General features: G+C 57.5%; 14 protein-coding genes and 7 pseudogenes. 4 read left to right on the forward strand and 17 right to left on the reverse strand.

Features of this window, described 5'->3' with window-relative positions; all coding sequences use genetic code 11:
• The first annotated feature begins 95 nt into the window (after nt 1–95).
• From AADW22_RS18035 to AADW22_RS18050, 4 genes are read left to right on the forward strand one after another with little or no spacing between them, the layout of a single operon-like run.
• Nucleotides 96–2,141, forward strand: a complete 2,046-nt coding sequence (locus tag AADW22_RS18035; protein WP_407474869.1) for an HAD family hydrolase — start codon at nt 96–98, stop codon at nt 2,139–2,141.
• Nucleotides 2,142–2,143: 2 nt separating this feature from the next.
• Entirely contained in the window at nt 2,144–3,301 is a 1,158-nt protein-coding gene (locus AADW22_RS18040; protein WP_407474870.1) for a glycosyltransferase, read from the forward strand.
• A complete protein-coding gene (locus AADW22_RS18045; protein ID WP_407474871.1) occupies nt 3,294–4,268 on the forward strand; it encodes a glycosyltransferase family 2 protein in 975 nt (324 codons plus the stop codon). Before AADW22_RS18040 ends, AADW22_RS18045 begins: the two co-directional genes overlap by 8 nt.
• Before the next feature lie 4 nt (nt 4,269–4,272).
• Nucleotides 4,273–5,418, forward strand: a complete 1,146-nt coding sequence (locus AADW22_RS18050) for a glycosyltransferase (protein WP_407474872.1) — start codon at nt 4,273–4,275, stop codon at nt 5,416–5,418.
• A gap of 109 nt (nt 5,419–5,527) precedes the next feature.
• Here the strand turns inward: AADW22_RS18050 and AADW22_RS18055 are convergent.
• The 17 genes and pseudogenes from AADW22_RS18055 to AADW22_RS18135 all read right to left on the reverse strand — a co-directional run.
• A pseudogene (locus AADW22_RS18055) lies at nt 5,528–6,476 on the reverse strand (IS3 family transposase); the annotation flags it as partial.
• Nucleotides 6,476–7,884, reverse strand: a pseudogene (locus AADW22_RS18060) (IS110 family transposase). The pseudogenes AADW22_RS18060 and AADW22_RS18055, both read right to left, overlap by 1 nt.
• A gap of 241 nt (nt 7,885–8,125) precedes the next feature.
• A pseudogene (locus AADW22_RS18065) lies at nt 8,126–8,365 on the reverse strand (transposase); the annotation flags it as partial.
• Between the two features lie 58 nt (nt 8,366–8,423).
• Nucleotides 8,424–8,579, reverse strand: a pseudogene (locus tag AADW22_RS18070) (IS3 family transposase); the annotation flags it as partial.
• 62 nt (nt 8,580–8,641) lie between these two features.
• Nucleotides 8,642–8,978: pseudogene (locus AADW22_RS18075) on the reverse strand (transposase); the annotation flags it as partial.
• Nucleotides 8,979–8,994: 16 nt separating this feature from the next.
• Nucleotides 8,995–9,642 (reverse strand): annotated as a pseudogene (locus AADW22_RS18080) (transposase); the annotation flags it as partial.
• Nucleotides 9,642–10,174 (reverse strand): annotated as a pseudogene (locus AADW22_RS18085) (IS3 family transposase); the annotation flags it as partial. The pseudogenes AADW22_RS18080 and AADW22_RS18085, both read right to left, overlap by 1 nt.
• A gap of 183 nt (nt 10,175–10,357) precedes the next feature.
• Nucleotides 10,358–11,743, reverse strand: a complete 1,386-nt coding sequence (locus tag AADW22_RS18090; RefSeq protein WP_132997220.1) for an IS1182 family transposase — start codon at nt 11,741–11,743, stop codon at nt 10,358–10,360.
• A gap of 161 nt (nt 11,744–11,904) precedes the next feature.
• Entirely contained in the window at nt 11,905–12,696 is a 792-nt protein-coding gene (locus tag AADW22_RS18095) for a creatininase family protein (RefSeq protein WP_407474873.1), read from the reverse strand.
• Nucleotides 12,696–13,619, reverse strand: coding sequence for an isopenicillin N synthase family oxygenase (locus AADW22_RS18100; protein ID WP_306285964.1), 924 nt, complete (start codon nt 13,617–13,619; stop codon nt 12,696–12,698). Before AADW22_RS18100 ends, AADW22_RS18095 begins: the two co-directional genes overlap by 1 nt.
• A gap of 18 nt (nt 13,620–13,637) precedes the next feature.
• Nucleotides 13,638–14,237 carry an NAD(P)H-dependent oxidoreductase gene (locus AADW22_RS18105; protein WP_306285963.1) on the reverse strand — a complete coding sequence of 200 codons (600 nt, stop codon included), beginning with the start codon at nt 14,235–14,237 and terminating at the stop codon, nt 13,638–13,640.
• Between the two features lie 2 nt (nt 14,238–14,239).
• Complete coding sequence (locus AADW22_RS18110; protein WP_407474874.1) at nt 14,240–14,839, reverse strand: NAD(P)H-dependent oxidoreductase; 600 nt, start codon at nt 14,837–14,839, stop codon at nt 14,240–14,242.
• Nucleotides 14,836–16,242: an FAD-binding oxidoreductase gene (locus tag AADW22_RS18115; RefSeq protein WP_407474875.1), complete on the reverse strand. Its 1,407-nt coding sequence runs from the start codon at nt 16,240–16,242 to the stop codon at nt 14,836–14,838. The genes AADW22_RS18110 and AADW22_RS18115 overlap by 4 nt, the downstream gene beginning before the upstream one ends.
• Nucleotides 16,239–17,519, reverse strand: coding sequence for a cytosine deaminase (locus AADW22_RS18120; RefSeq protein WP_407474876.1), 1,281 nt, complete (start codon nt 17,517–17,519; stop codon nt 16,239–16,241). The genes AADW22_RS18115 and AADW22_RS18120 overlap by 4 nt, the downstream gene beginning before the upstream one ends.
• Nucleotides 17,519–18,370, reverse strand: coding sequence for an ABC transporter permease (locus AADW22_RS18125; protein ID WP_306285959.1), 852 nt, complete (start codon nt 18,368–18,370; stop codon nt 17,519–17,521). Before AADW22_RS18125 ends, AADW22_RS18120 begins: the two co-directional genes overlap by 1 nt.
• On the reverse strand, nt 18,367–19,173 hold the full coding sequence (locus tag AADW22_RS18130) for an ABC transporter ATP-binding protein (protein WP_407474927.1): 807 nt from the start codon (nt 19,171–19,173) through the stop codon (nt 18,367–18,369). The genes AADW22_RS18125 and AADW22_RS18130 overlap by 4 nt, the downstream gene beginning before the upstream one ends.
• Before the next feature lie 66 nt (nt 19,174–19,239).
• Entirely contained in the window at nt 19,240–20,235 is a 996-nt protein-coding gene (locus AADW22_RS18135; RefSeq protein WP_407474877.1) for an ABC transporter substrate-binding protein, read from the reverse strand.
• Nucleotides 20,236–20,313: the final 78 nt, after the last annotated feature.

Genomic DNA, 20,313 nt, shown 5'->3' on the forward strand with positions numbered 1-20,313 from the left:
CAATTCCGACGGGAACCATAAGGTAACTTTACTGTTATCTTTGCGAGGCTCGCGTTTTTGCAGCTCTGAATACATCAAAATTTTTGGAGGCTGATATGCGCATCATGCATATTTCGCTGGGCGGGTGTCTATCCGCTCCGCCCGTTAAGTACGGCATGACGGAAGATACCGGTGGGCATATCGCCTATGTTCTTGGCGCTGCGATGGCGCAGGCAAAACTCCCTGAGGTTGAAGAGGTCACGATCGTGACGCGGCTGTTTGATGCGCCGGAGTTGGGGGCTGTTTTCGCGCAGGCCGAGGAAAGGATTGCGCCTAAGTGTCGGGTGGTGCGTCTGGCCTCGGATCGGGCTGAGTATTTGGAAAAGGGTGATTTGGTGGGGGAGCTTCCTTCGCTGCAAAACGCTTTGTTAGAGACGCTTGAAGACATGGGCGCGGCGCGGCCGGATGTGATTCATGCGCATTTTTCGGATGCGGCGGAGCTGGCGCTGGCGGCGCGGGAGAGGTTTGGGATTCCGGTGCTCTATACAGCGCATTCGCTGGGGGCGGAGAAGTTGGCACCGGGAGAGGTTCCTTCGGCTGAGTTGAAGGCGCGGATTGGGCGTGAGACGCGTGCGTTGGCTGAGGCGGATGCGATTGTCGCCTCCTCGCGGGATGAGGTGGAGCGGCAGATCCCCAAGTTGGTGCCGGCTGCGGAAGGGCGCGCGCATCGGATTGGGCCGGGGGTTTGCGTAGAGGCGCAGGGCGATGCAGCGCGGGCGCGGCAGATGCTGGGCGTGTTTTTGCGGGATGTGAGCAAGCCGATTATTCTCGCCATTGCGCGGCCCATTCGGAAGAAGAACCTGCGGCGGTTGGTCGATGCCTATGCGTCTGATCGCACGCTGCAAGACCGCGCGAACCTTGTGGTTATCGCGGGGCTGCGGGATGGCTTGGGGCAGGGGTGCAGCGAGCGTGATGCGGTGATTGCGGATCTGTTTGACGGGGTCGACCGACATGATCTTTGGGGCAAGGTGGCGCTGCCACGACAACACTCCGCGCAGGATATCAGCGACCTTTACGCGCTGGCGGCGGAGGGCGGCGTGTTCTGCAATCCGGCGTTTCACGAACCTTTTGGGCTGACCCTGATCGAGGCCGCGCAGGCGGGTGTGCCTTTGGTGGCGACGCAATCGGGCGGGCCGTCGGATATTCTGCCGGAGCTTGGGTTTGGCGCTTTGATCGACCCCTATGATACGGCGAGCCTATCGCGCGGGTTGCGTGATGTACTGACCGCGCCAGATCGCGAGCTTTCGGCGCGGCGGGCGCAGCGTATTGCGCGGCAGACCTATGATTGGACGGCTTGGGCGAAGCGGACGCAAGCCGTGATGCAAGGGGTAGTCCGCGGGCGGCAGGGTCAAACCGTCGCTGTACACCAACATGAACACCTGCTCGCCTGCGACATCGACAATACGTTAACGGGGTGTCGCAATGGCGCTCGTGCTTTTGCCCAGTGGCTCGGGCGCGAGGGGGAGCGTTATGCTTTCACCGTCGCCACCGGACGCTCTATCGCAGAGGCGCAGCGGGTGCTGGCGGAATGGAATCTGCCCACGCCAGATACGATCATCAGCTCGACGGGCACAGAGATTTGGCACCGTTCGGGCAGTGGTTTTACGCTATGTGAGGAGTACGCAGCGTTGATCGTGCAGGAGTGGGACGCGTCGGCGGTGCGTGCCGCGTTGGATGGCACCGATGCGAAATTCCAGCCGGTCTATGACCAGCGTCGTTGGAAGGTCAGCCTGTTCGGCACCATCAGCGATGTGCCTGCGATCGAGGCGCGTTTGCATCAGGCGGGGGTCTTGGCGCGCATCATTCCGTCCCATGAGAAATTCATCGACATCATCCCCGTGCAGGCCGGCAAGGCCGCCGCGATCCGGTTCGAGGCGGCGCGGCGTGGCATGTCGGACGATAGCGTGATCGTGGCGGGGGATAGCGGCAATGATCTGGATATGCTGTCTCGTTTCGAGAACGCCGTGCTGCCGGCAAACGCGCTGGCGGAGCTGGATGGTCTGGCCTCGGTCTATCGGTCTTCGCTGAAGCATGCGGCCGGGGTTTTGGATGGGGTGCAATATTACCGCACACCGCAGCCGATGCTGATGGCGGGCGAATAATCATGCGTGATTTTCCTGACGTACCCCTGCGGCCCTTCGGCTATTTCGTGCATCATCAAGGGCGCGGCCACGCGGAACGCTGCGCTGCCGTTATCAATGCTTTGCCCGAAGCGCGACCGGTGCGGATTTTCTGCGCGCGCGACGATATTTTTCCACCCTTGCGCGAGAATGTGATGGTGCAAAAACTGCCCTCGCTGTTTGAGGCGCGGGGTGATGAGCCGCGGGGTGCCGCTTTGCTCGATACACCCGACACAACCCATTGTGCGCCTGTTGGCTGGTCCGGCATCCGCGACGCAATGGCCGCGATGGCGCAGTTCTTTGCTGCCGAGGCACCGGAGCTGATGATTGTCGATGTCTCGGCCGAGGTGGCGCAGCTGGCGCGGCTTTGCTCGGTACCGCATGTCAAAATCCTCCAGCATGGTGATCGCAGCGATGTGGGGCATCGTGCCGCTTATGACGGCGCCGCGGGGTTGCTCGCCCCGTTCCATGCGGATTTGGCGCAGGAGAGTTGGGCCGCGTGGGCGGAGAAAATTCACTACGCTCCCGGTTTGGGGGTGAATGTCTCGTTGCCAAAGCCCGAAGAGGCCCGCGCGACGCTAAAGCTTGGCAAACGCCCCATGGCGCTGGTCGTCTGTGGTGGTGGCGGCAATGGCATTTCCGAGGCCGCTTTGGGCGTCGCCGCGCGGAGCTATCCGCAGATGGACTGGATCACCATTGGCGAAGTGCAGCGTGATTGGCATGCGACCTTGCCGCCGAACCTGATGCATAAAGGCTGGGTCGATAATGCACCCGACTATATCGCGGCGGCGGATCTGGTGATCTCGTCCACGGGCAATACCACCTGTGCCCAAGTACTCACCGCTGCGAAGCCTTGGATCGTGGTGCCGGAGTGGCGCTATTTCGACGAGCAAGTCGAGAAAGCCCGCGCCTTGGGCCAAGCCGGTGCCGCGCTGCATTTGCCGCATATGCCGAGCTCTGCCCATGCCTGGCGCGCGGCGGTTGAACAGGCGCAGAACCAGCATGATCCCGCACGCCAACGCGCTTTGGCAGGGGGCAGTGACGCGGCGATCCGTACCGCGCAGTGGCTTAATGATCTGGCAGACCGACTTTGGGACCGCCCTGAAATTTCAACATCTTTAAAGGAGATTCACCATGCGTGACGTATCCGTTCTGACCATCGCCCGCGGCCGCGAGGCGCATTTGCACAATGTTATCCGTGGCTTGGCCGCGCAAACCGTGCCCCCGCGCGAGCTGGTGATCGCCGCCATGCAGGATGAGCTATACGAGGGGCTGCCCGACGCGCCCTTTCCCATCCATCAAACTCAGGTCACCCGCCCCGATGGGGAGCTTCCCCTCGCCGCCGCGCGCAATGCTGTGGCGGCCAAGGCAAGCGGTGCCGTTCTTGCCTTTGTCGATGTCGATTGCATCCCGCATCCCGCACTTGTCGCCGATGTAGCAGAAGCATGCCACGAGGGCCGCGGTCTGGTGATGGGGGAGGTTGCCTATCTTCCCAAAGGTGCGACGGAGAGAGGCCTCGATTTCGATCACTTCGACAAAATCGGCGTCAAACACTCCGACCGGCAGGGACCACCGGCGGAAGGCCTGCGCTATTGCGAGGATTACCGCTGTTTCTGGTCGCTCAACTTCGCCATGCACCGCGCCGATTGGGAACGCAGCGGCGGGTTTGACGAAGGCTATTTCGGCTATGGCGGTGAGGATACGGATTTTGGTCGTGTGCTCGACGCCCGCGGGATCGACATCTGGTGGATGAAGGGGGCCAAGGTTTATCACCAATATCACGACCACTGCATGCCGCCGATCCACCACGTCGACGCCGTGGTCCGCAACGCCGAATATTTCGCCACCCGCTGGGGGCACCGTACTATGGGGCACTGGTTGCACGCCTTTCACCTGATGGGGCTGATCGAAAACAGCGACGATGCGCTAACGATCCTGCGCGCGCCAAATGATGCGGATTTTGAGATGTGCCGCCAGACCGGCGATATGCCCTATGCCAACAGCCGCCGGGTGATGGACAAGCTGTTGCACGATCTGGACACTGAGGAAGAGCGCCGCGCCGCTGCCCAAACGGGCGAGGATCGTATCTCTGCCATCGCGGCGGAGTGACGCCATGAAGATCGCCGTCATCGGACATGTGCGTTTCCCCATCGCGCGCCCCTTCATGGGCGGGATGGAAGCGCATTGCTGGCACCTCTGCCGCGGTCTGCGGGCACGGGGGCATGAGGTGACCCTTTTCGCCGCCGGCGACAGCGACTGGGGCGGTAAGCTCGAGCCCGTCGTGGACACCCACTATGACCGAGAGTTTCCTTGGCATAAATGGCATGGCACGCTGGAGCTTACGGGGCATTTGGATGCGGCGTTCGAACGTCTCCTACCGCGCCTTGCCGAGGGCGGTTTCGACGTGGTGCATAACAATTCCCTGCACCGCTTCCCCCCGCGCTTCGCCGCGCGGCACCGGATCCCGATGGTGACCTCCCTACACGTGCCGCCCTTCGATGTACTGAAACGTGCCGTTGCCGATGGCGGGGCGCCGTGGTCGTTGTTTACCACCTGTTCGCAGCGGCAATTGGGGGCGTGGTTTGATGACGGAGATGCTCCCTTCGCCCGTGTTGTACCGAATGGCATTGATCTTGCGGACTGGCCGTTCCGTCGCCAAGGCGATGGCACCGCGGTCTGGATGGGCCGTATCACGCCAACCAAGGGGACGCATTTGGCCGCTCAGGCGGCTAAGATCGCTGGCATCCCGCTTCGGATTTACGGCGCGATTGAGGATCAGGGATATTTCGACACCGAAATTGCACCGTTGTTAGGAGAGGACGTACAATACGGCGGTCACCTACAGGGGGCGGACTTGTCGGAAGCCATCGCCCGCGCCTCTGTCCTGCTGTTCACCCCGCTATGGGATGAGCCCTTCGGACTGGCGGCGATTGAGGCAATGGCGTGCGGCCTGCCGATTGCAGCGGTTGAGAATGGCGCGATCCGAGAGGTTGCGGGGGACGTGGCGCGGTATGCGGGGGCGGATGCTGGGGAGCTGGCTGTGGCGTTGAGGGAGACGATCAACATTTCCCGGGGCGCTGCGCGGGAACGGGTGGAACGGTTGTTTACGCTGGCGCGCATGTTGGTGGGGTATGAGGGGTTGTATGGCCGAGCAGTTGAAAGTGTAGATCACGGGTTTAACACGCCTTCGTTCGAAGCGTTTCAGCTTCCGCCATATCAATCTAAGACACTTATACAAAGTGGACCTGTCCCGTTTTAGTGCCGCTCCTGCAGCTCGTTTATGCGGCCTTTCGTTCAAAACAAAGGGGCTTTTCCAGCCCAGTGCTGAGTGTTTTCTTCGAGCGTTATAATGAATAGCCCCTAGTTCCCTAGACACCTTCTTGGTTCACATTGGACTGTCTGTTTTCGAAGTCGACAGGCGACAGCATACCGTTTCTTACATGTTTGCGTTTCGGGATATAGAACATTTCGATGTAGTCGAAGATGTCCTGTCTGGTCTGCTCGCGGGTTTTATATGTTCGACGCCGGACACGTTCCCGTTTGAGCAGGTTGAAGAAGCTCTCAGGCAAGTCTTTGTCCGCCATTGGTCCGAGGACAATGGACGCGCGCATTGTCATGGCAATTTCCGCGCCTGCTCATCGAGTGTTCGATATTGTGGGCCCGCAGAAACGCCGCCCAGTCCCTGCCGGTGTATTGTGAGCCTTGATCCGTGTGGATCAGGACGCGTCGCTTAGGTTTGCGTCGCCAGACAGCCATCAGAAGGGCTTGCAGCATGAGGTCTGTTGGTTGCCGCGATTGTGTCGCCCAGCCGATCACACGTCGTGAGTAGAGGTCGATAATAACCGCCAGATAGAGAAACCCCTCATAGGTTTTGATGTAAGTGATATCGGACACCCAGGCGGTGTCTGGCGCTGTCACATCAAACTGCCGGTCTAACGTGTTGTCGACGACGACTGACGGCCTTCCACCATACTTGCCCGGCTTACGTTTGTAACCGATCTCAGCGTGGATCCCAGCCAAACGAGCCAACCTAGCAACACGGTTTGGGCAACTGGTCTCACCCAACTCCACCAGATCGTCATGCAGCTTACGGTATCCGTAGACCTTGCCACTGTCGTTCCAAGCTTCTTCGAGCAGCTTGATCTGACGCGCATCCTCACGCGCACGGTGGCTTAATGGATTTTTAATCCATGCATAGAACCCGCTGGGATGGATATTGAGGCAGCGACACATCCTGCTTACCGAATACTGAGGGCGGTGCTCGGCAATGAACGCGCACTTCACTTTGCATCCTTCGCGAAGTACGCGGCCGCTTTCTAAGAAACAGCCATGTCAGCCTCCATTGGCAATTCTTGCAAATCATACCCGAATGACCTGGCTCGACGTTTGAGATTGCCAAGCACGCGATTGCGGTATCGTTCCTCATAATGGGACGCGCCGGGATCTTTGTATGTCATGCCGTGTCGGAGGGTATTGTAGAACAGGACGGCAATTTTGCGCGCGGTGGCCGTGACTGCTTTGGCCTTGCCCGCGCGTGCTGCCAGTCGGCGGTAGAAAGCCCCAAGAGCGGTATCGCTGCGCCCGATCGTGACCGCAGCCAAACGCAATAGGGCTGCAGCGCGGCTGGATGATCGCCGCGTTCGAGATGACAACACCTTACCGCCAGATATCTTGTTCCCCGGTGCCAGGCAGAGCCACGACGTGAAGTGTTTGGCGCTCGGCCATGCGCGCAGGTCAGTGCCACATTCGCCAACCAATTTGAGTGACAGAGACGGGCCCATCCCGTGGATTTGGGTCAGATCAACGCCGAGGACGCCGAACAACGCTGCCCGGACATCGAACGACGGGGTGCTGACCTGCTTGGTTTTAGTGCGCGGGCGCGGCAACTCACTTGGGTCATGTTCCGTAACGGCCCCTAATGCCGCCAGCGTCGCCTCGAGGTGACGATCACATTCCAGCATCTTGGCCTGATAGAAGTCATAGAGTTCGAGCGACTGGGTCAGCCCGAAGATGTGTTCGGCGCGATCATTGCCATTGAGCGCGGCTTTGATTGTCTCTGTTGAAGCTTTGCAACGCACGTCGCGATACGCGGCTAACACGTCCAAATCCCGTTCGCCCGCAACAATCGCACGGATGATCTTCATCCCTATCACGCCGGTGATATCAGAGACGATATGATGCAGCTGGACGTTCATCTCCATCAGTGCCTTTTGCATGTGCTCCCCTCTCGGGACATCGCTATGCGATACCCTGCCGGTCAATGGATGTGAGCAGCTGCATATTCCACCAACCGTTCGCGCTGGCGCAGATAAGCCCGCAACGTCGCAATCTCAGCCGTTGGTCGAAAGCTGCCACGCAGGAGCCCATATGAATGCAACTGCCGCAGCCAACTTGCGTCGCTGACGTCTGTCTTGCGGCCCGGTACATTCTTGGCGTAGCGCGCATTCACCAAGACGACCTCGAAGCCATGCTGCTCGAGTATCTCATATGCTGGGATCCAGTAGACACCCGTAGATTCCATCGCGACGCTGGTCACACCGTGCGATTTGAACCAATAGGCCAAGTCATGCAGATCATGCGTGAAAGTTCCAAACGCACGCACGGGTGCATCTGTCACGTCAGGGTTCACTGCAGCCATGTGTTCTCGTGAACCGATATCAACAGCGGCAGCGCCAATGTCGACGGTCTCAATGGTAGGGGGCCGTTCGGTCTTTTGCTTCACCATCATCTATCCTCCTGTCGGCAACAGAAGGGCGTGGGCTATCCAAATCCGTCATTTTCCTAACCGGGATCGCCGCAAAACGGCGTCACCACTCGCAAGTTCGCATCAACCCATGGACCACGTTTTTTAACGGGGTTCTGACCCAAGACAGACCACCAATAAGCGAACGGCCGCTGCCCTTCATAGCGCAACATAGCACAGGCTGTTTCTACCCCGCACAAGCGGGCCACAACCCGGATCGGTTTTTTAGGATGTCACGCTCCTCCGTCATCCGCGCCAACTCACGCTTGAGCCTGCGGTTCTCAGCTTCATGGTCAACAGACGATGTCTGTGACGCAGCTTTGGCGTAGAGCTTCATCCATTTGTAGAGCGAATATGTACTGACGCCCAACCGTTCCGAAACCTCGCGAACGGCATAGCCCCGCACTGGTATCTGATGGACGGCATCGCGCTTGAAATTTTCACTGAAATTTGGCTTCTCCATAACGGCCTCCTTGCCTCAAAGTTAGGGAAGAAAGCGTCTACAAATCTAGAGGCTGTTCATAAAATCCATTTATGTAGTTGAAGTTTGCAAATTCAGCAGCGCGTCTGCTTGGCGAGGATTGTCTCCAAATGAGTTCTGCTTTGATGGTTTTGAAGAACGTTTCGACGGCAGCATTGTCAAAGCAATTTCCTTTCCCAGACAGGGACACCTTGAACTGAGGTGGTTCGGTTTACTTGAACAGGTTCCTGGCGTTTTCTAAGTTGTTTTGCGCCTTGGTTACGCCGCCACCGCTTGGGGCATTGGCTGGTTAAAGTAGGCCTGATCGGGGAGTTCTACCGCCAATCGATGAATGGAGACGTCGGCTGTAGTAGAACGTCAGATACCGGCCGATCTCGGCGCGTGCCTCGGCGACGCTGGCATAGGCCCACAGGTAGACCTCCTCATATTTGATGCTCCGCCACAGACGCTCGATGAAGACGTTGTCGCGCCAAGCCCCCTTGCCATCTATTACCGGCAGGGCATCGCAAGGCAATGTCCCGAGAGGCGTGCTGATTTTGATCTCTCGGGCGGCCAGTACCTTGATGAAGTCGGTCGAAGTAAACTGACTGCCCTGGACGCCCTTCTAAGTGTCAAGCGGCGATCTGAGCCTGATTGATTTGTTTGTGGCGGCGGGCGATGACGTTGAAGATCTCACGTGCAATGTATCGTTTGACACAACGGATTGCCTCGAGTTTGGAGTGGCCCTCTGCTATACGCCGCGAGACATATTCCTGGGTCTTCGGATCAAGCCGCAACGTTCCTATCGCGATGATGTGGAGCGCACTGTTGGCCGCGCGGTCACCACATCTGCTTAATCGGTGTCGTGTTGTTTTGCCTCATGAGGCGGGCACTGGACTGACACCGCATAAGGCAGCAAAGCTGGCTTCGGATCTGAGACGCTCCGGATTATCACCTGCCGTAAGTAACAACTGTGCAGCGCTGTTCAGGCCCACGCCGTTACGTGCAATCAGCTCTGGGGCTAAATCTGTGACGATTGCCTCGATCATATCGTCAAGGTCCGCAACTTCATCATGCAGTTCGAGATAGCGACGCGCCAGTGATTTGAGCGCGATCTTGTAGGCTTCCTCGACGTCCCGATACCTTGTCAGATCCGGACGCCAAGCTGCCAGGGTGCGCATCAACTTCATACGGGTCATGTTGCGCAAAAGTTCACGCAGCCGGTCAGGGGCACAGACAATTGTCGTTTGGATGATCTGCAATGCGATCCGACGGGCTTGCGCTTCATCAGCGTGGCAACGTGCAGCCGTTCGACCTTGAAACCTTCCTGCACCAACAGGCCCCGCAGCATGCGGCTACCCGCGAAGGGAAACTCCATGTGCAGCTTGTCGATCCGGTGCATCAGCTTCAGATCGGCGTCCGACACGGCGCGAGGCGCGTAATAGACACTGCCCCAGCATGATCGCTTGGCGGCTGACGCTCAGCTTGGCTGTGGGATCGATCATTTTTTTGCGCTCGGCAACAGACCCGCCCTGCCGAGCGCGTCGGTCAAAAAATGTTCTCAAGCGTCAGCTCTCCCATCATCGCATGCAGGGTCTTCACGTCGATCACCGGTTCTGGTTCGGCCTTCGCGGCGTCCCCAAAAACACCAGTCGCACCCTCAAGCAGCTGATCGCGCAGCTGCTTGATCTGGTTCGGATGAACGTCGAAATCTTGTGCCAGCTCGATCAGCGTCTTTTCGCCCTTGATCGAGGCCACGGCCACTTTTGCCTTGAATGCCGGACTGTGATTCCGGCACGGTCGTCTTGTCATAGTCGTCTCCTCACTTGCAGCATCATGCTGCTGTTGCGCGGAAAATCCACTTATCCCCGCTGTTCAGATTTGCGCACCCACCTCTTACATCCCGTACGACGTCTTTGAGCCCATTCTGTGGAAAAACAGCGTGTTGCTTGCGCAGAAAGCTGCGCTTTGAAGAGCGCGCGAGCGTCGTTCCTATCAGGCTTTGCGCGTTTGCTGCGGTGCAGGAAAAATCTTAGCCAGTTTGCGGAGGTTTTGGGCGGTTGCGGCGAGGAGGAATTCGTCATTTGCACCGCATGGGCCGCGTAATCGCAGTCGTCCCAGCCCGAGAATGCGTTTGAGGTGGGCAAAGAGCATTTCGACCTTTTTTCTGAGCTTCATCGCAATCTGATATTCGTCAGTTTTGGCCAAATCTCTGGCAACCTGACGCGCGTCTTCGTGCTCCTCGCGGGTGATCTTGCGCGCCTCAGCGTTGGGGCAGCATTTTTGCTTGGACGGGCAGACCTGGCAGACTTCTTTCAAGGCGCGATAGCGCGCGGTGCCCTTGCCCGTCGGCCCCCGGCTTGGATCAGAGTAATTCCGGCGGAACTGTTTGAGCGCGTGGCCCTCGGGGCAGATGTATTGGTCGTTCAGCGCATCCCAGTCAAAATCTGTGCGTGTCCAGGTCCCATCGGGGCGTCCGGCCTTGTCGATCACAGGGATGTAAGGATCGATCTTGCGTTCCACGAGCCAGCCGAGCATGGGGCCTGAACCATAGGCTGTGTCGGCGATCATCCAGTCGGGGACCAGGCCGAACTTGGCTTTCACCCGTGTAAGCATGGTCTGGGTCGATCCAACCTCGGCTTGTCGGATCGAACGGGTGCCTTCAACGTCCAATATGACACCGTGATCCGTGTCTATCAGGTAGTTATCGGAATAGCTGAAGAATGCCGGACCCTTACGCGCCGCCGTCCATTGGCTGGCGGGATCAGAATGCGAGGTGAACTTGGGCTGCACCTCGCTGGCCGCGCCAAATGCAGCCTTATCCAGCGTGTCGAGATACTCGCGCACGGCGCGGGGCGCATCAGCCGGATCAATGTGCGCTGCGTCCCAGTCTTCCTTCGGCGTGGAGTTCTGCTTGTTCGCATCGGCTTCGATCAGGCTGGCGTCAATCGCCATTCGCTGGCCGCTGACCAGACCTTCGGCGATGCAGCGCGCGACAGTCGTCTCAAACAGGTGGCGCAGCAGTTCGCTGTCGCGAAAACGCCCATGCCGGTTCTTGGAAAACGTCGAGTGATCCGGGACCCGGTCGCTCAGATCGAGGCGGCAGAACCAGCGATACGCGAGGTTCAGATGCACCTCTTCGCAGAGCCGTCGCTCAGAGCGAATGCCGAAGCAATAGCCGACCAGCAACATCCGGATCAGCAGCTCGGGGTCGACCGACGGGCGGCCGGTATGGCTGTAGAAATCCGCAAGGTGGGCGCGGATGCTGCTCAGGTCAACGAACCGATCAATGGATCGAAGCAGGTGATCTTGGGGAACATGATCCTCCAGCGAGAACTCGTAGAACAGCGCCGGTTGCGCCTCCTGTCGTGGTCCCATCATCGCCAATACTCCCCCCGAATAAAGGAATTGAATCAGCAGTTCAGGCCGCGATCAAGGAAGAGTTTTTCAACAAAATACGCCCAGTGTAAGAGACGCTGCGCTTCGGGTGGGTGACGGAAAGGCGCGGGAATGCGACAGTTACCTTAGGCGCACTCCCCAGCTCACTTACCCGGAACTGTGCGATCATACCCATCTGTAGGTAAATCACGCAATTTCGCCAACATGTCGATGAAACCAGCCACCTGGAATGTACACGCAGCTTTTCCTTTCTGGGCCGTCGCAAGATGCGCTTCGCCGACAGCACCAGCTGCATTCAGGTCTTTGGAAACCCAGGCAAGATTAACGGGCCCGATTGGAGAGATGGGTGCCGTTTCTGCGGTTGAACGGAAGTCTTTGGCGTTCGCCATGTCTACAAGGTGAGGTTTGAAATGCAGCATTAACGACGTTTCGTAGTCCCCGCCGTGGATTCCGAATTTGTTCTCTTGATCTGAAAACATGCCTTCAGGTTTGCCAAAATTACCCCATTGGCACTTAACCACCATCATGCCAGCCTGCACCCGCAACTCGCGGCCCAGAATGGAAATCAGATCGAGGTTCCCCCCATGTGAGTTGACGATCACCATTTTCTTGATGCCCGCCCGCGCCACGGACAGCCCGATTTCCATCCACGCATCCAGCGCCGTTTTGGCTGTATATGTCAGCGTGCCCTTGGCGTGGATGTGTTCGTTCGATTTACCGATAGCCTGAACAGGAAGGATCACAACAGTGATGTCATCGGGCAAGGTCTCTCGCAGGTGGGCAAGCATCCCTTCGTTGATGAACGTGTCCACGCCTACTGGCAGGTGAGGCCCGTGCTGCTCGATCGCGGCCGTGGGCAAAATTGCGATGGTTTTTTCGCCGTCGAAGTCGGCGAACTCTGTCGTGCGGAATTCGGTCCAGTCAAGGCGTCTCATTATGTAGGCTCCGGCTTGTAGGTGGCATCAAGGCGCGCGCGCAGATAGTCCGCGCCTGTTATGGGGGCGTGTTTGGCGGGTCCTGTACCGGGCAACGCTGCGATGAGACTGTCGGGGTTCGGATCCAAGAAAAAGGCGATAGATCGACGCGCGGTTTTTGGGGGCAAAACGCGGTGTGGCGTCGACACATAGATGTCGTTGGACCAGCGCATCAGACAGTCCCCGATGTTCACGATAAATGCGCCATTGATATGGGGCACAGATGTCCAATCCCCCCCGCGCGGCTTGACCTGCAGGCCAGCAACGCCATCGGTCATCAGCAGCGTGACCGACCCGTAATCGCTGTGCGCCCCCGCGCCGATCCCCTCGCCATCCGGGGCGGCGGGGTAAGACAACACCCGCAACGTCGCCATAGGTTCGGTGAAATGCGGTTCAAAATAGCCAGATGGCAGCCCCAGGTCGGTCTCGAACGCGCGGTGCAATGCACGACCAAGGGTGAGGACACTGGCGTAATACTCTAGCATGACCTCTTTGAAACCAGTCACCTTGGGCCAAACGTTCACGCCCCGAAATGGATCACCCGCGATCACGCGCGGATCATCGGTGGCCAAGTCGAACCCCACGTTAAATGCTTCCTTGCGATCTTTAAGACCCGACGTTTCATCTAACGCTTCGCTGCCTACCTGGGCCCACCCGCGATTATGCGGGTTTTTAGATATGGCAACATCCTCTTTGTCGCGCACGGGAAGCGCAAAAAACGTGTCAGCCATCGCGAAGACATTCGTGATCAGATCTTGGGAAATACCGTGGCCCGTGATAACGAAAAATCCGGTCTCGCGGCAGGCCTGACCGATATCTGCCACGACCCCGGCAGGGTCATCGCCGCTCGTAAAGCGGCTCCAGTCAATGACAGGTATGTCCATAATTCGGTTTCCTGTATGTTATATACGAATAAGTTGGTTCAGGCGGGCTTTGACGACATTCAGATGTGCTGCGCGGGTTTGAGGCGTGGAGCTGTCCATTAAGAAATGTGCTGCAAACTTGGTCTTGCACCGTTTCGCCAGCAGCAAGCGCACACCACGCAAAAGCGTACGTTTGCCCGGAGCCCCGACAAAGAAGGTAAGCCAACGGGATGCACCACATGTCGTAAAAACGCCCAGCTTTGTGATATGCGTTAAGCCCGGCTTGATTAATCCGCCATCGGCATCGGGCATGATAAACGACACCCCGGGAACCATCACCCGATCCAGCCAGCCCTTTAGCATGGCGGGCAACCCGTACCACCATGTCGGATAGATAAAGATCAGCGCGTCACACCATTCCAGATCACGGCAGTCGCGGTCCACGCGCGCACGGTTTTCGGGAACTGTCTCGTAGACCTCGTGATCATGCGCTGATAGCGTCGGATCGAACCGCTCCGCATAGAGATCAAGCAAGCGATACTCGGCACCATTTTCCTTCAACTGCGAAATGACCAAATCGCGAATTGCGGCATTGAATGAATCTTCGCGGGGGTGGCAGTACACAACCAGCGCTTTCATTGCTAATACGCCTCCATCTCGCGGCGGACCCGTTCAAGGTGTGCCTTCAGCCTCGCTTGCGAATTTCGGTTCATGTCATAGAGACCGATGTATTTTTTCCGCGGCATGCCACAGGCATACCATACCGCCCGGGTCACAGTTTTGCGGGGTGGGTCTGCATTCTGAATGGCGCGCCAACGGGTGCCGCCATACGTTGTGAGGGCATATAGTTTCTTGATGTTTGTCAGGCCGGGCCGCACCTTTCCGTCGCGCAATCTGAACGAAATACCGGGCAGGAATACACGATCCAGGAAACCCTTGAGGATCGCGGGGTACCCGAAATTCCACACGGGAAATACCATCACAATCGCATCAGCGGCTTTAACGCGTTCGACATAGGGCCGAACAGGTTCGATGTTCTTAGGTTCCTCATGGTAGCCGCGCCGCTCGATCTCGGTCAGGACGGGCTGAAACCCCTCTTTGTAAAGATCGCAATCATCCACCTCCCAGCCCGATTTGATCAACGTTTGCACGACGACCTCATGCACCGCAGCATTGAAGCTTTCGGGGCAGGGGTGGGCGAAAAGGACCAATACGCGCCCCTTAGATGATGCCGCCGTCATGCGGCGGTCTCGGGCTTGGCACGGATGTTTTTGTAGGAATACATGTCGGCGTAATCGAAATCCGGTTCGTCCCACGCAATCATCTTGCCGGGATTAAGAAGCCCCTTGGGGTCGGATTCACGTTTGAAGTCCAACTGGCGCATATCCGTAGATTGCCGCCCACCCTCTTCAAGCGTGTAGCGGTGGGGGTTGAAGATCATGCAATCCATGGCTTCATGCTCTGCGACCAACTGATCAAGCGCGTCTTTGTCCATCGGTTCCACGATTGGCAGACCGGCAAACGAGATGCCCGCGCCTTCCCGCATCACCTCGAGGTGCATGTGTAGCTTGCCCTCAAAGGCCTCGTAAGCGGCCATGACTTTTTCAATGTCGTTACCATAGCGAACCTGCAAATAGGTCAGGCCCTTATTGAATTTCATGGCCCGCAATGTCGTGTGGTTCCAGCCGAATTCATACATCGGTCCGGGGTGGCGATCCCATGTGACGTCGTCAGAACGGTAGATGACATTGCCGCCTGTAAAGCGTTCGAGCAACGTCACCAACCCATCCATATTGTGCGGCGCGACCATCAGTCCGACAAGGTGGTCGTCTTCGGTGACATGGGGTTTGACCCGTTGAAAGTAAGCATGCGCAATGGGGGCCGCGTAAACTGACGCAAGCTTGACCAATATTCCGGGCTCCGCGGTGGCGGCCCCTGCAAACTCTGTCGCCGCGCGGAAGGTGTCGAAACGTACGAACAATTCTGTCCAATCATAGGCCGGCGCCAAGGGCAGTTCCAACTCGGTGATGATGCCGTTGGTGCCATAAGCATGGGACACGCGGTGGAGCTCTTCACCGGTGAATTCCAGAATTCGTGGTTCAGCCTCCATCGTGATGACGCGCAGACGCTTGATGTTGCCGATATCGCGCAACGCACCCCAAGCAGCAGAGCCGCACCCTCCTGAACCGCCAGCGATAAATCCACCGATGGTCGCTTGCGAATAGGTTGATGGATACATCCGCAATTCTTGGCCGCTTTTTTCCTTTAGCTCGTCGTCGATCTCTTTGATCACTGCGCCGGGTTCTACAACAACATACCCCGCGCCGATTTCTTTGACCTTGTTCATTTTAGCGACGTGGATCACACAGCCCCCCGCAAGCGGCATGGCTTGGCCGTAATTGCCTGTGCCCCCCCCGCGCATGGTCACGGGGACATCGTGAGCATAGCAGACACGCAAAATCTCGATGATCTCGTCTTCGGATTTTGCGTTGATCACAAAGTCGGCTTCAAGGTGATCCATCGCGTCCTTCAAAACTGGGGAATACCAAAAGAAATCACGCGACTTGTTCCGCACGGTAGCAGGGTTTTGTTCCATATCCAGATGGGACAGTTTGGCTTTGGCGTCGGCGATATTGGGGGTCATGGCTTGCTCACAATCATGTCGAGTTCTGTGTAAGACGGTAGGGTGCGGTCGATCGGATCACCGTTTCGCAACACGATGCGATCCGACTGCGGGCGCGCGAAAAACTCCGTCCATGTGCGTGCACTGCACAGGATCAGATCGGCGGGTGTGCCCGGGTTCAGGCTTGGCGTTTCGAAACCGCAGGCATGTGCCGGGTTGGTGACAAAGGACATGGGCCAGTCGGTAAGCCCATGATCCAGATGACAAATCCGCGTGGCTTCGCGCATCACTTCGATCATGTCGAGATCTCCGTAGGCGTAGAACGGGTCACGGGTGTTGTCAGAAGCAAACGATACGTTGACGCCTGCCGCCTTTAGTTCATGTGCCATCGTGACGCCGCGCCAACGCGGCGTGCGACCGGCTTCGCGGTCTTGCAGATACATGTTGCACATAGGCAGGGACACGACATGCAACCCTGCCTTGGCAACGAGCGCGATGATCCCGGCGGCGACGTCATCAGGCATGACCGAAATCGAACAACAATGCCCCACAGTGACCTTATTTTTGAACCCAAGCGCGAGCACGGTTTCAGCGATTGTACGCAAGGTGTCTGAGGTCGGGTCATTGGTCTCGTCTACGTGGAAATCCACGTCGAGGTCATATTTTTGCGCGAAGTAGAAGAAGTCGTTCAGGCGCTCTTGCAAGTCAGGCACCGGATAGGTCACCGCGCCGAGGACATTCCCTGTCTCGGCAACAAGCTTGGCTACTTCCGGAAAGATGTCTTTGGTGCGGAACACACGATCAATGGCGACCAGACAGGACGCCTGCAGTGCAATCTTGCCTTCCCATTTCTTCTGTAGTTTCGCCACCACGCCAAAGGATGACGCTGCAAGGTCATCGGCGCTGTCGATATGGGTTCGCATGGCCTTGGTGCCGTGGGCATAGGCACAGCGCAAGGCGAAATCCATGCGCGCCTCTACATCTGTTACCGTCCAGTTCACATGGTCATCGCGTACCGTCGCTAACGCCCCCATGAACGACCCGTCAGGGTTTGAGGCGCGCGGCCATATATGCCCTTTGTCCAGATGCGTGTGCATATCGACAAAGCATGGCAGGGCCATTGCGCCGTTCATTTCGATTACAGTTTCGGCCGGTTGCCCAGCGTCCGTTGATGTAATCAGACCATCCTTGATGGTGAGGTCCGTGGTCATGAGGTCACCATTTTGACCCATAAGACAGGCCGGTATAGTGACATTTCGAAGAGTCTTCGCGCCGCTGGGCAAAACGCAAAATTCCATTAATTCTCCCGTTTGATGGCGCTTTCATGCCATTTGTGCAAAAGCGCGTGGCTAAGTAGGGAGGCGAGTGTGAAAATCACTACCCCCGTGACGGCGATCAGCAAAAGCGCCGCGAACATGCGAGGAATGTTAAGGCGATACCCTGCCTCAAGGATGCGAAATGCAAGGCCGGACCCGATCCCGCCGGTTCCGGCGACATATTCGGCCACAACCGCCCCGATCAACGACAGCCCGCCGGCGATCCGTAGCCCGCCAAGGAAGTAGGGCAAGGCCGTTGGCAATTGCAGATACCGCAATCGTTGCCAGCGTGTAGCGCCGTAAATTTTATATAGGTCGCGCAGGTTGTGATCCGTGGAGCTAAGTCCAAGCGTCGTGTTGGAAAGGATCGGAAAGAACGCCACAATCCACGCACACAACAGCAACCCCGCCAGCCGATTATCGACGTAGATAAAAATCAATGGTGCGATCGCGACCACAGGAGTAACCTGCAAAATCACCGCGAAAGGGTAGAACGCCATTTCGAAATAACGCGACTGCGTGAATAGCACTGCAAGCCCGACACCACCAATGACAGCAACACCAAGCGCCATAAGCGTGATTTTAAGCGTTACCCAAAGGGCGTCTGACAACATCGCCCAATCTGCGACAAGTGTCTGCATCACCAGTCCGGGGCGCGGCAGAATATAGTGCGGGATGTCACTCCATACGACAATTCGGTCCCAGGAATAAATCGCCAACACCAACATAATCGCGGGCAAGGCCCATTTTGCAATACTTTCGCGCCGTTGTGCACGCGCGAATTGCTGTTCTTCGAGGTCTACGATCGGCGGCTGCATATCCGACACACTCATGCTGATGCCCTTTCGCCATGTTGGTTCATCGCGCCGTGCAGAGCCTCGGAGGCTTTGCGGCACAGCTCAGCATAATCAGCGGATGTGCGGAATTCTTCGGTACGGGGGTATGGTGCCTCGACGGTGACTTCGGCAGACACCCGACCGGGTCGTGCTGCCATGACGACAATGCGGTCCGACAGGAATACCGATTCAAAAACGGAGTGGGTGACGAAAATGACCGTGCATTTAAGCTTGTCGCGCAGCATCAGCAAATCGTTGTTAAGCTTGTGCCGGGTGATTTCATCAAGCGCGGCAAAGGGTTCGTCCATCAGGATAAGACGCGGTTGCGTGACCAGTGCGCGGGCAATTGAAACCCGCATCTTCATACCGCCCGACAATTCGCGGGGGTAGGACTTTTGAAAGCTCTCCAACTCCACCATTTTAAGCGCCCACATGATATCTCCGCGCACATCATCCATCGATTTTCCGCGCAAGCGATGCGGCAGCCAGACGTTTTGTTCGACAGTCGCCCAAGGCATCAGGGTGGGTTCTTGAAATACGACCCCAAGGTCGCCTTCGTTTAACCCGCCGTTCCATGTGATCTGCCCCGACGTTTGGCGCATCAAGCCGGCGATCAGGCGCAGTGCAGTGGATTTTCCGCATCCCGATGGTCCAAGCAGCGATATGAAATCCCCTTGGTTCACGGTCAGGTTCAGGTCCTTGAGGGCCTCGACGCTGCCGTTAAAAACCTTATCGACATTCGACATTTGCAGCAGCTCGTCACGCTGCCCTATGGGAGGAATAGAAGAAGTATTGGACATTTGAGGCTTTCTTGAGCAGCGACAGGGGCGAAGAATGTCGCCCCCGTCATTCAATTCGGGCGGGGTTTAGCGCAGGTCCATTCCAACCTTCGCATTGACGAATTGCGTGGTATAGGCGGAGGAATAGTCCAGATCACCTTCGATGACGCCGGCCTCGACCATCTTGCCGTAGAAGTCGTCGATCTTTGCGTCGGTCATCGCCCCGATCCCAAGCTCGCGCGCGTCGCCGCTGTCGACAATCCCCTCCGAGAGCATCTTCGAAATGGCGAAGTCGATCTTGTCCTGGGTCATGTCGGGGTTGGCGGCGATGATCATCGCATCGGCTGCGGAGTGATCATTGTACAGGTAATTGTACCATCCCTTGATCGAACCCTCTACGAAGCATGCAACCTGTTTGGGGTGGTCGGCGATGGTATCGGCCATCGCTTCGACCGTCGTGGCGTAGGTTGAATAACCGGCATCTGCGATCAGGAAGATATCAGGAACAAACCCGGCCTCTTTTTCGATCACATAGGGTTCGGAAGACAAAAAGCCCTGCATTGCCATCCCTTTATCCGCAATAAAGGGCGCGGGGTTAAACGTATAGGGTTCGCGCTGTTCAACCGTGAAGCCGTATTCCGCGATCATCCATTGGTAGTAGGATGCAAATCCATTGTCGCCGATCAACAAGTCCAGACCCTTGAGGTCTTCGAATGTTTTCGCCTGACCTGGATGAGAAATGATCACCTGCGGGTGTTTTTGGAATGTCGCCATCACCGCGACGACGGGGATCCCTTCCTTGGCGGCCGTAAAGGCCTGCAACAGATCGCCCCCCATATGATAATCAATGCGCCCCGCCAACATGAGCGCGCGGTTATTCACCTGAGGGCCACCAGGCACGATCGTGACGTCCAAACCACATTCCGCATAGGTGCCATCTGCTACGGATTGATAAAATCCACCGTGTTCGGCTTGCGCCAACCAATTGGTGCCGAATGAAACAGGCGTAAGGTCTTGGGCCATCGCGGTGCTTGCGGTCGCGGCGGCCAGTGTTGCGACGACAACGGATTGCTTAAGGGGCATAGAAGTCTCCTAGGGTAAATTCCGAAGATGACGTTAGTGCGATGCCCGCATGGTACGCACAGAGAGATCGACAGAATT

Source organism: Sulfitobacter sp. PM12, from assembly GCF_045586035.1.
In the GTDB taxonomy this organism is placed as follows: Bacteria; Pseudomonadota; Alphaproteobacteria; order Rhodobacterales; family Rhodobacteraceae; genus Sulfitobacter; species Sulfitobacter pontiacus.

Coding starts and splice junctions, on each gene's coding strand:
- AADW22_RS18035 (WP_407474869.1), top strand. CDS start 96: ATGCGCATCATGCATATTTCGCTGGGCGGGTGTCTATCCGCTCCGCCC.
- AADW22_RS18040 (WP_407474870.1), top strand. CDS start 2,144: ATGCGTGATTTTCCTGACGTACCCCTGCGGCCCTTCGGCTATTTCGTG.
- AADW22_RS18045 (WP_407474871.1), top strand. CDS start 3,294: ATGCGTGACGTATCCGTTCTGACCATCGCCCGCGGCCGCGAGGCGCAT.
- AADW22_RS18050 (WP_407474872.1), top strand. CDS start 4,273: ATGAAGATCGCCGTCATCGGACATGTGCGTTTCCCCATCGCGCGCCCC.
- AADW22_RS18090 (WP_132997220.1), bottom strand. CDS start 11,743: ATGATGGGACCACGACAGGAGGCGCAACCGGCGCTGTTCTACGAGTTC.
- AADW22_RS18095 (WP_407474873.1), bottom strand. CDS start 12,696: ATGAGACGCCTTGACTGGACCGAATTCCGCACGACAGAGTTCGCCGAC.
- AADW22_RS18100 (WP_306285964.1), bottom strand. CDS start 13,619: ATGGACATACCTGTCATTGACTGGAGCCGCTTTACGAGCGGCGATGAC.
- AADW22_RS18105 (WP_306285963.1), bottom strand. CDS start 14,237: ATGAAAGCGCTGGTTGTGTACTGCCACCCCCGCGAAGATTCATTCAAT.
- AADW22_RS18110 (WP_407474874.1), bottom strand. CDS start 14,839: ATGACGGCGGCATCATCTAAGGGGCGCGTATTGGTCCTTTTCGCCCAC.
- AADW22_RS18115 (WP_407474875.1), bottom strand. CDS start 16,242: ATGACCCCCAATATCGCCGACGCCAAAGCCAAACTGTCCCATCTGGAT.
- AADW22_RS18120 (WP_407474876.1), bottom strand. CDS start 17,519: ATGGAATTTTGCGTTTTGCCCAGCGGCGCGAAGACTCTTCGAAATGTC.
- AADW22_RS18125 (WP_306285959.1), bottom strand. CDS start 18,370: ATGAGTGTGTCGGATATGCAGCCGCCGATCGTAGACCTCGAAGAACAG.
- AADW22_RS18130 (WP_407474927.1), bottom strand. CDS start 19,173: ATGTCCAATACTTCTTCTATTCCTCCCATAGGGCAGCGTGACGAGCTG.
- AADW22_RS18135 (WP_407474877.1), bottom strand. CDS start 20,235: ATGCCCCTTAAGCAATCCGTTGTCGTCGCAACACTGGCCGCCGCGACC.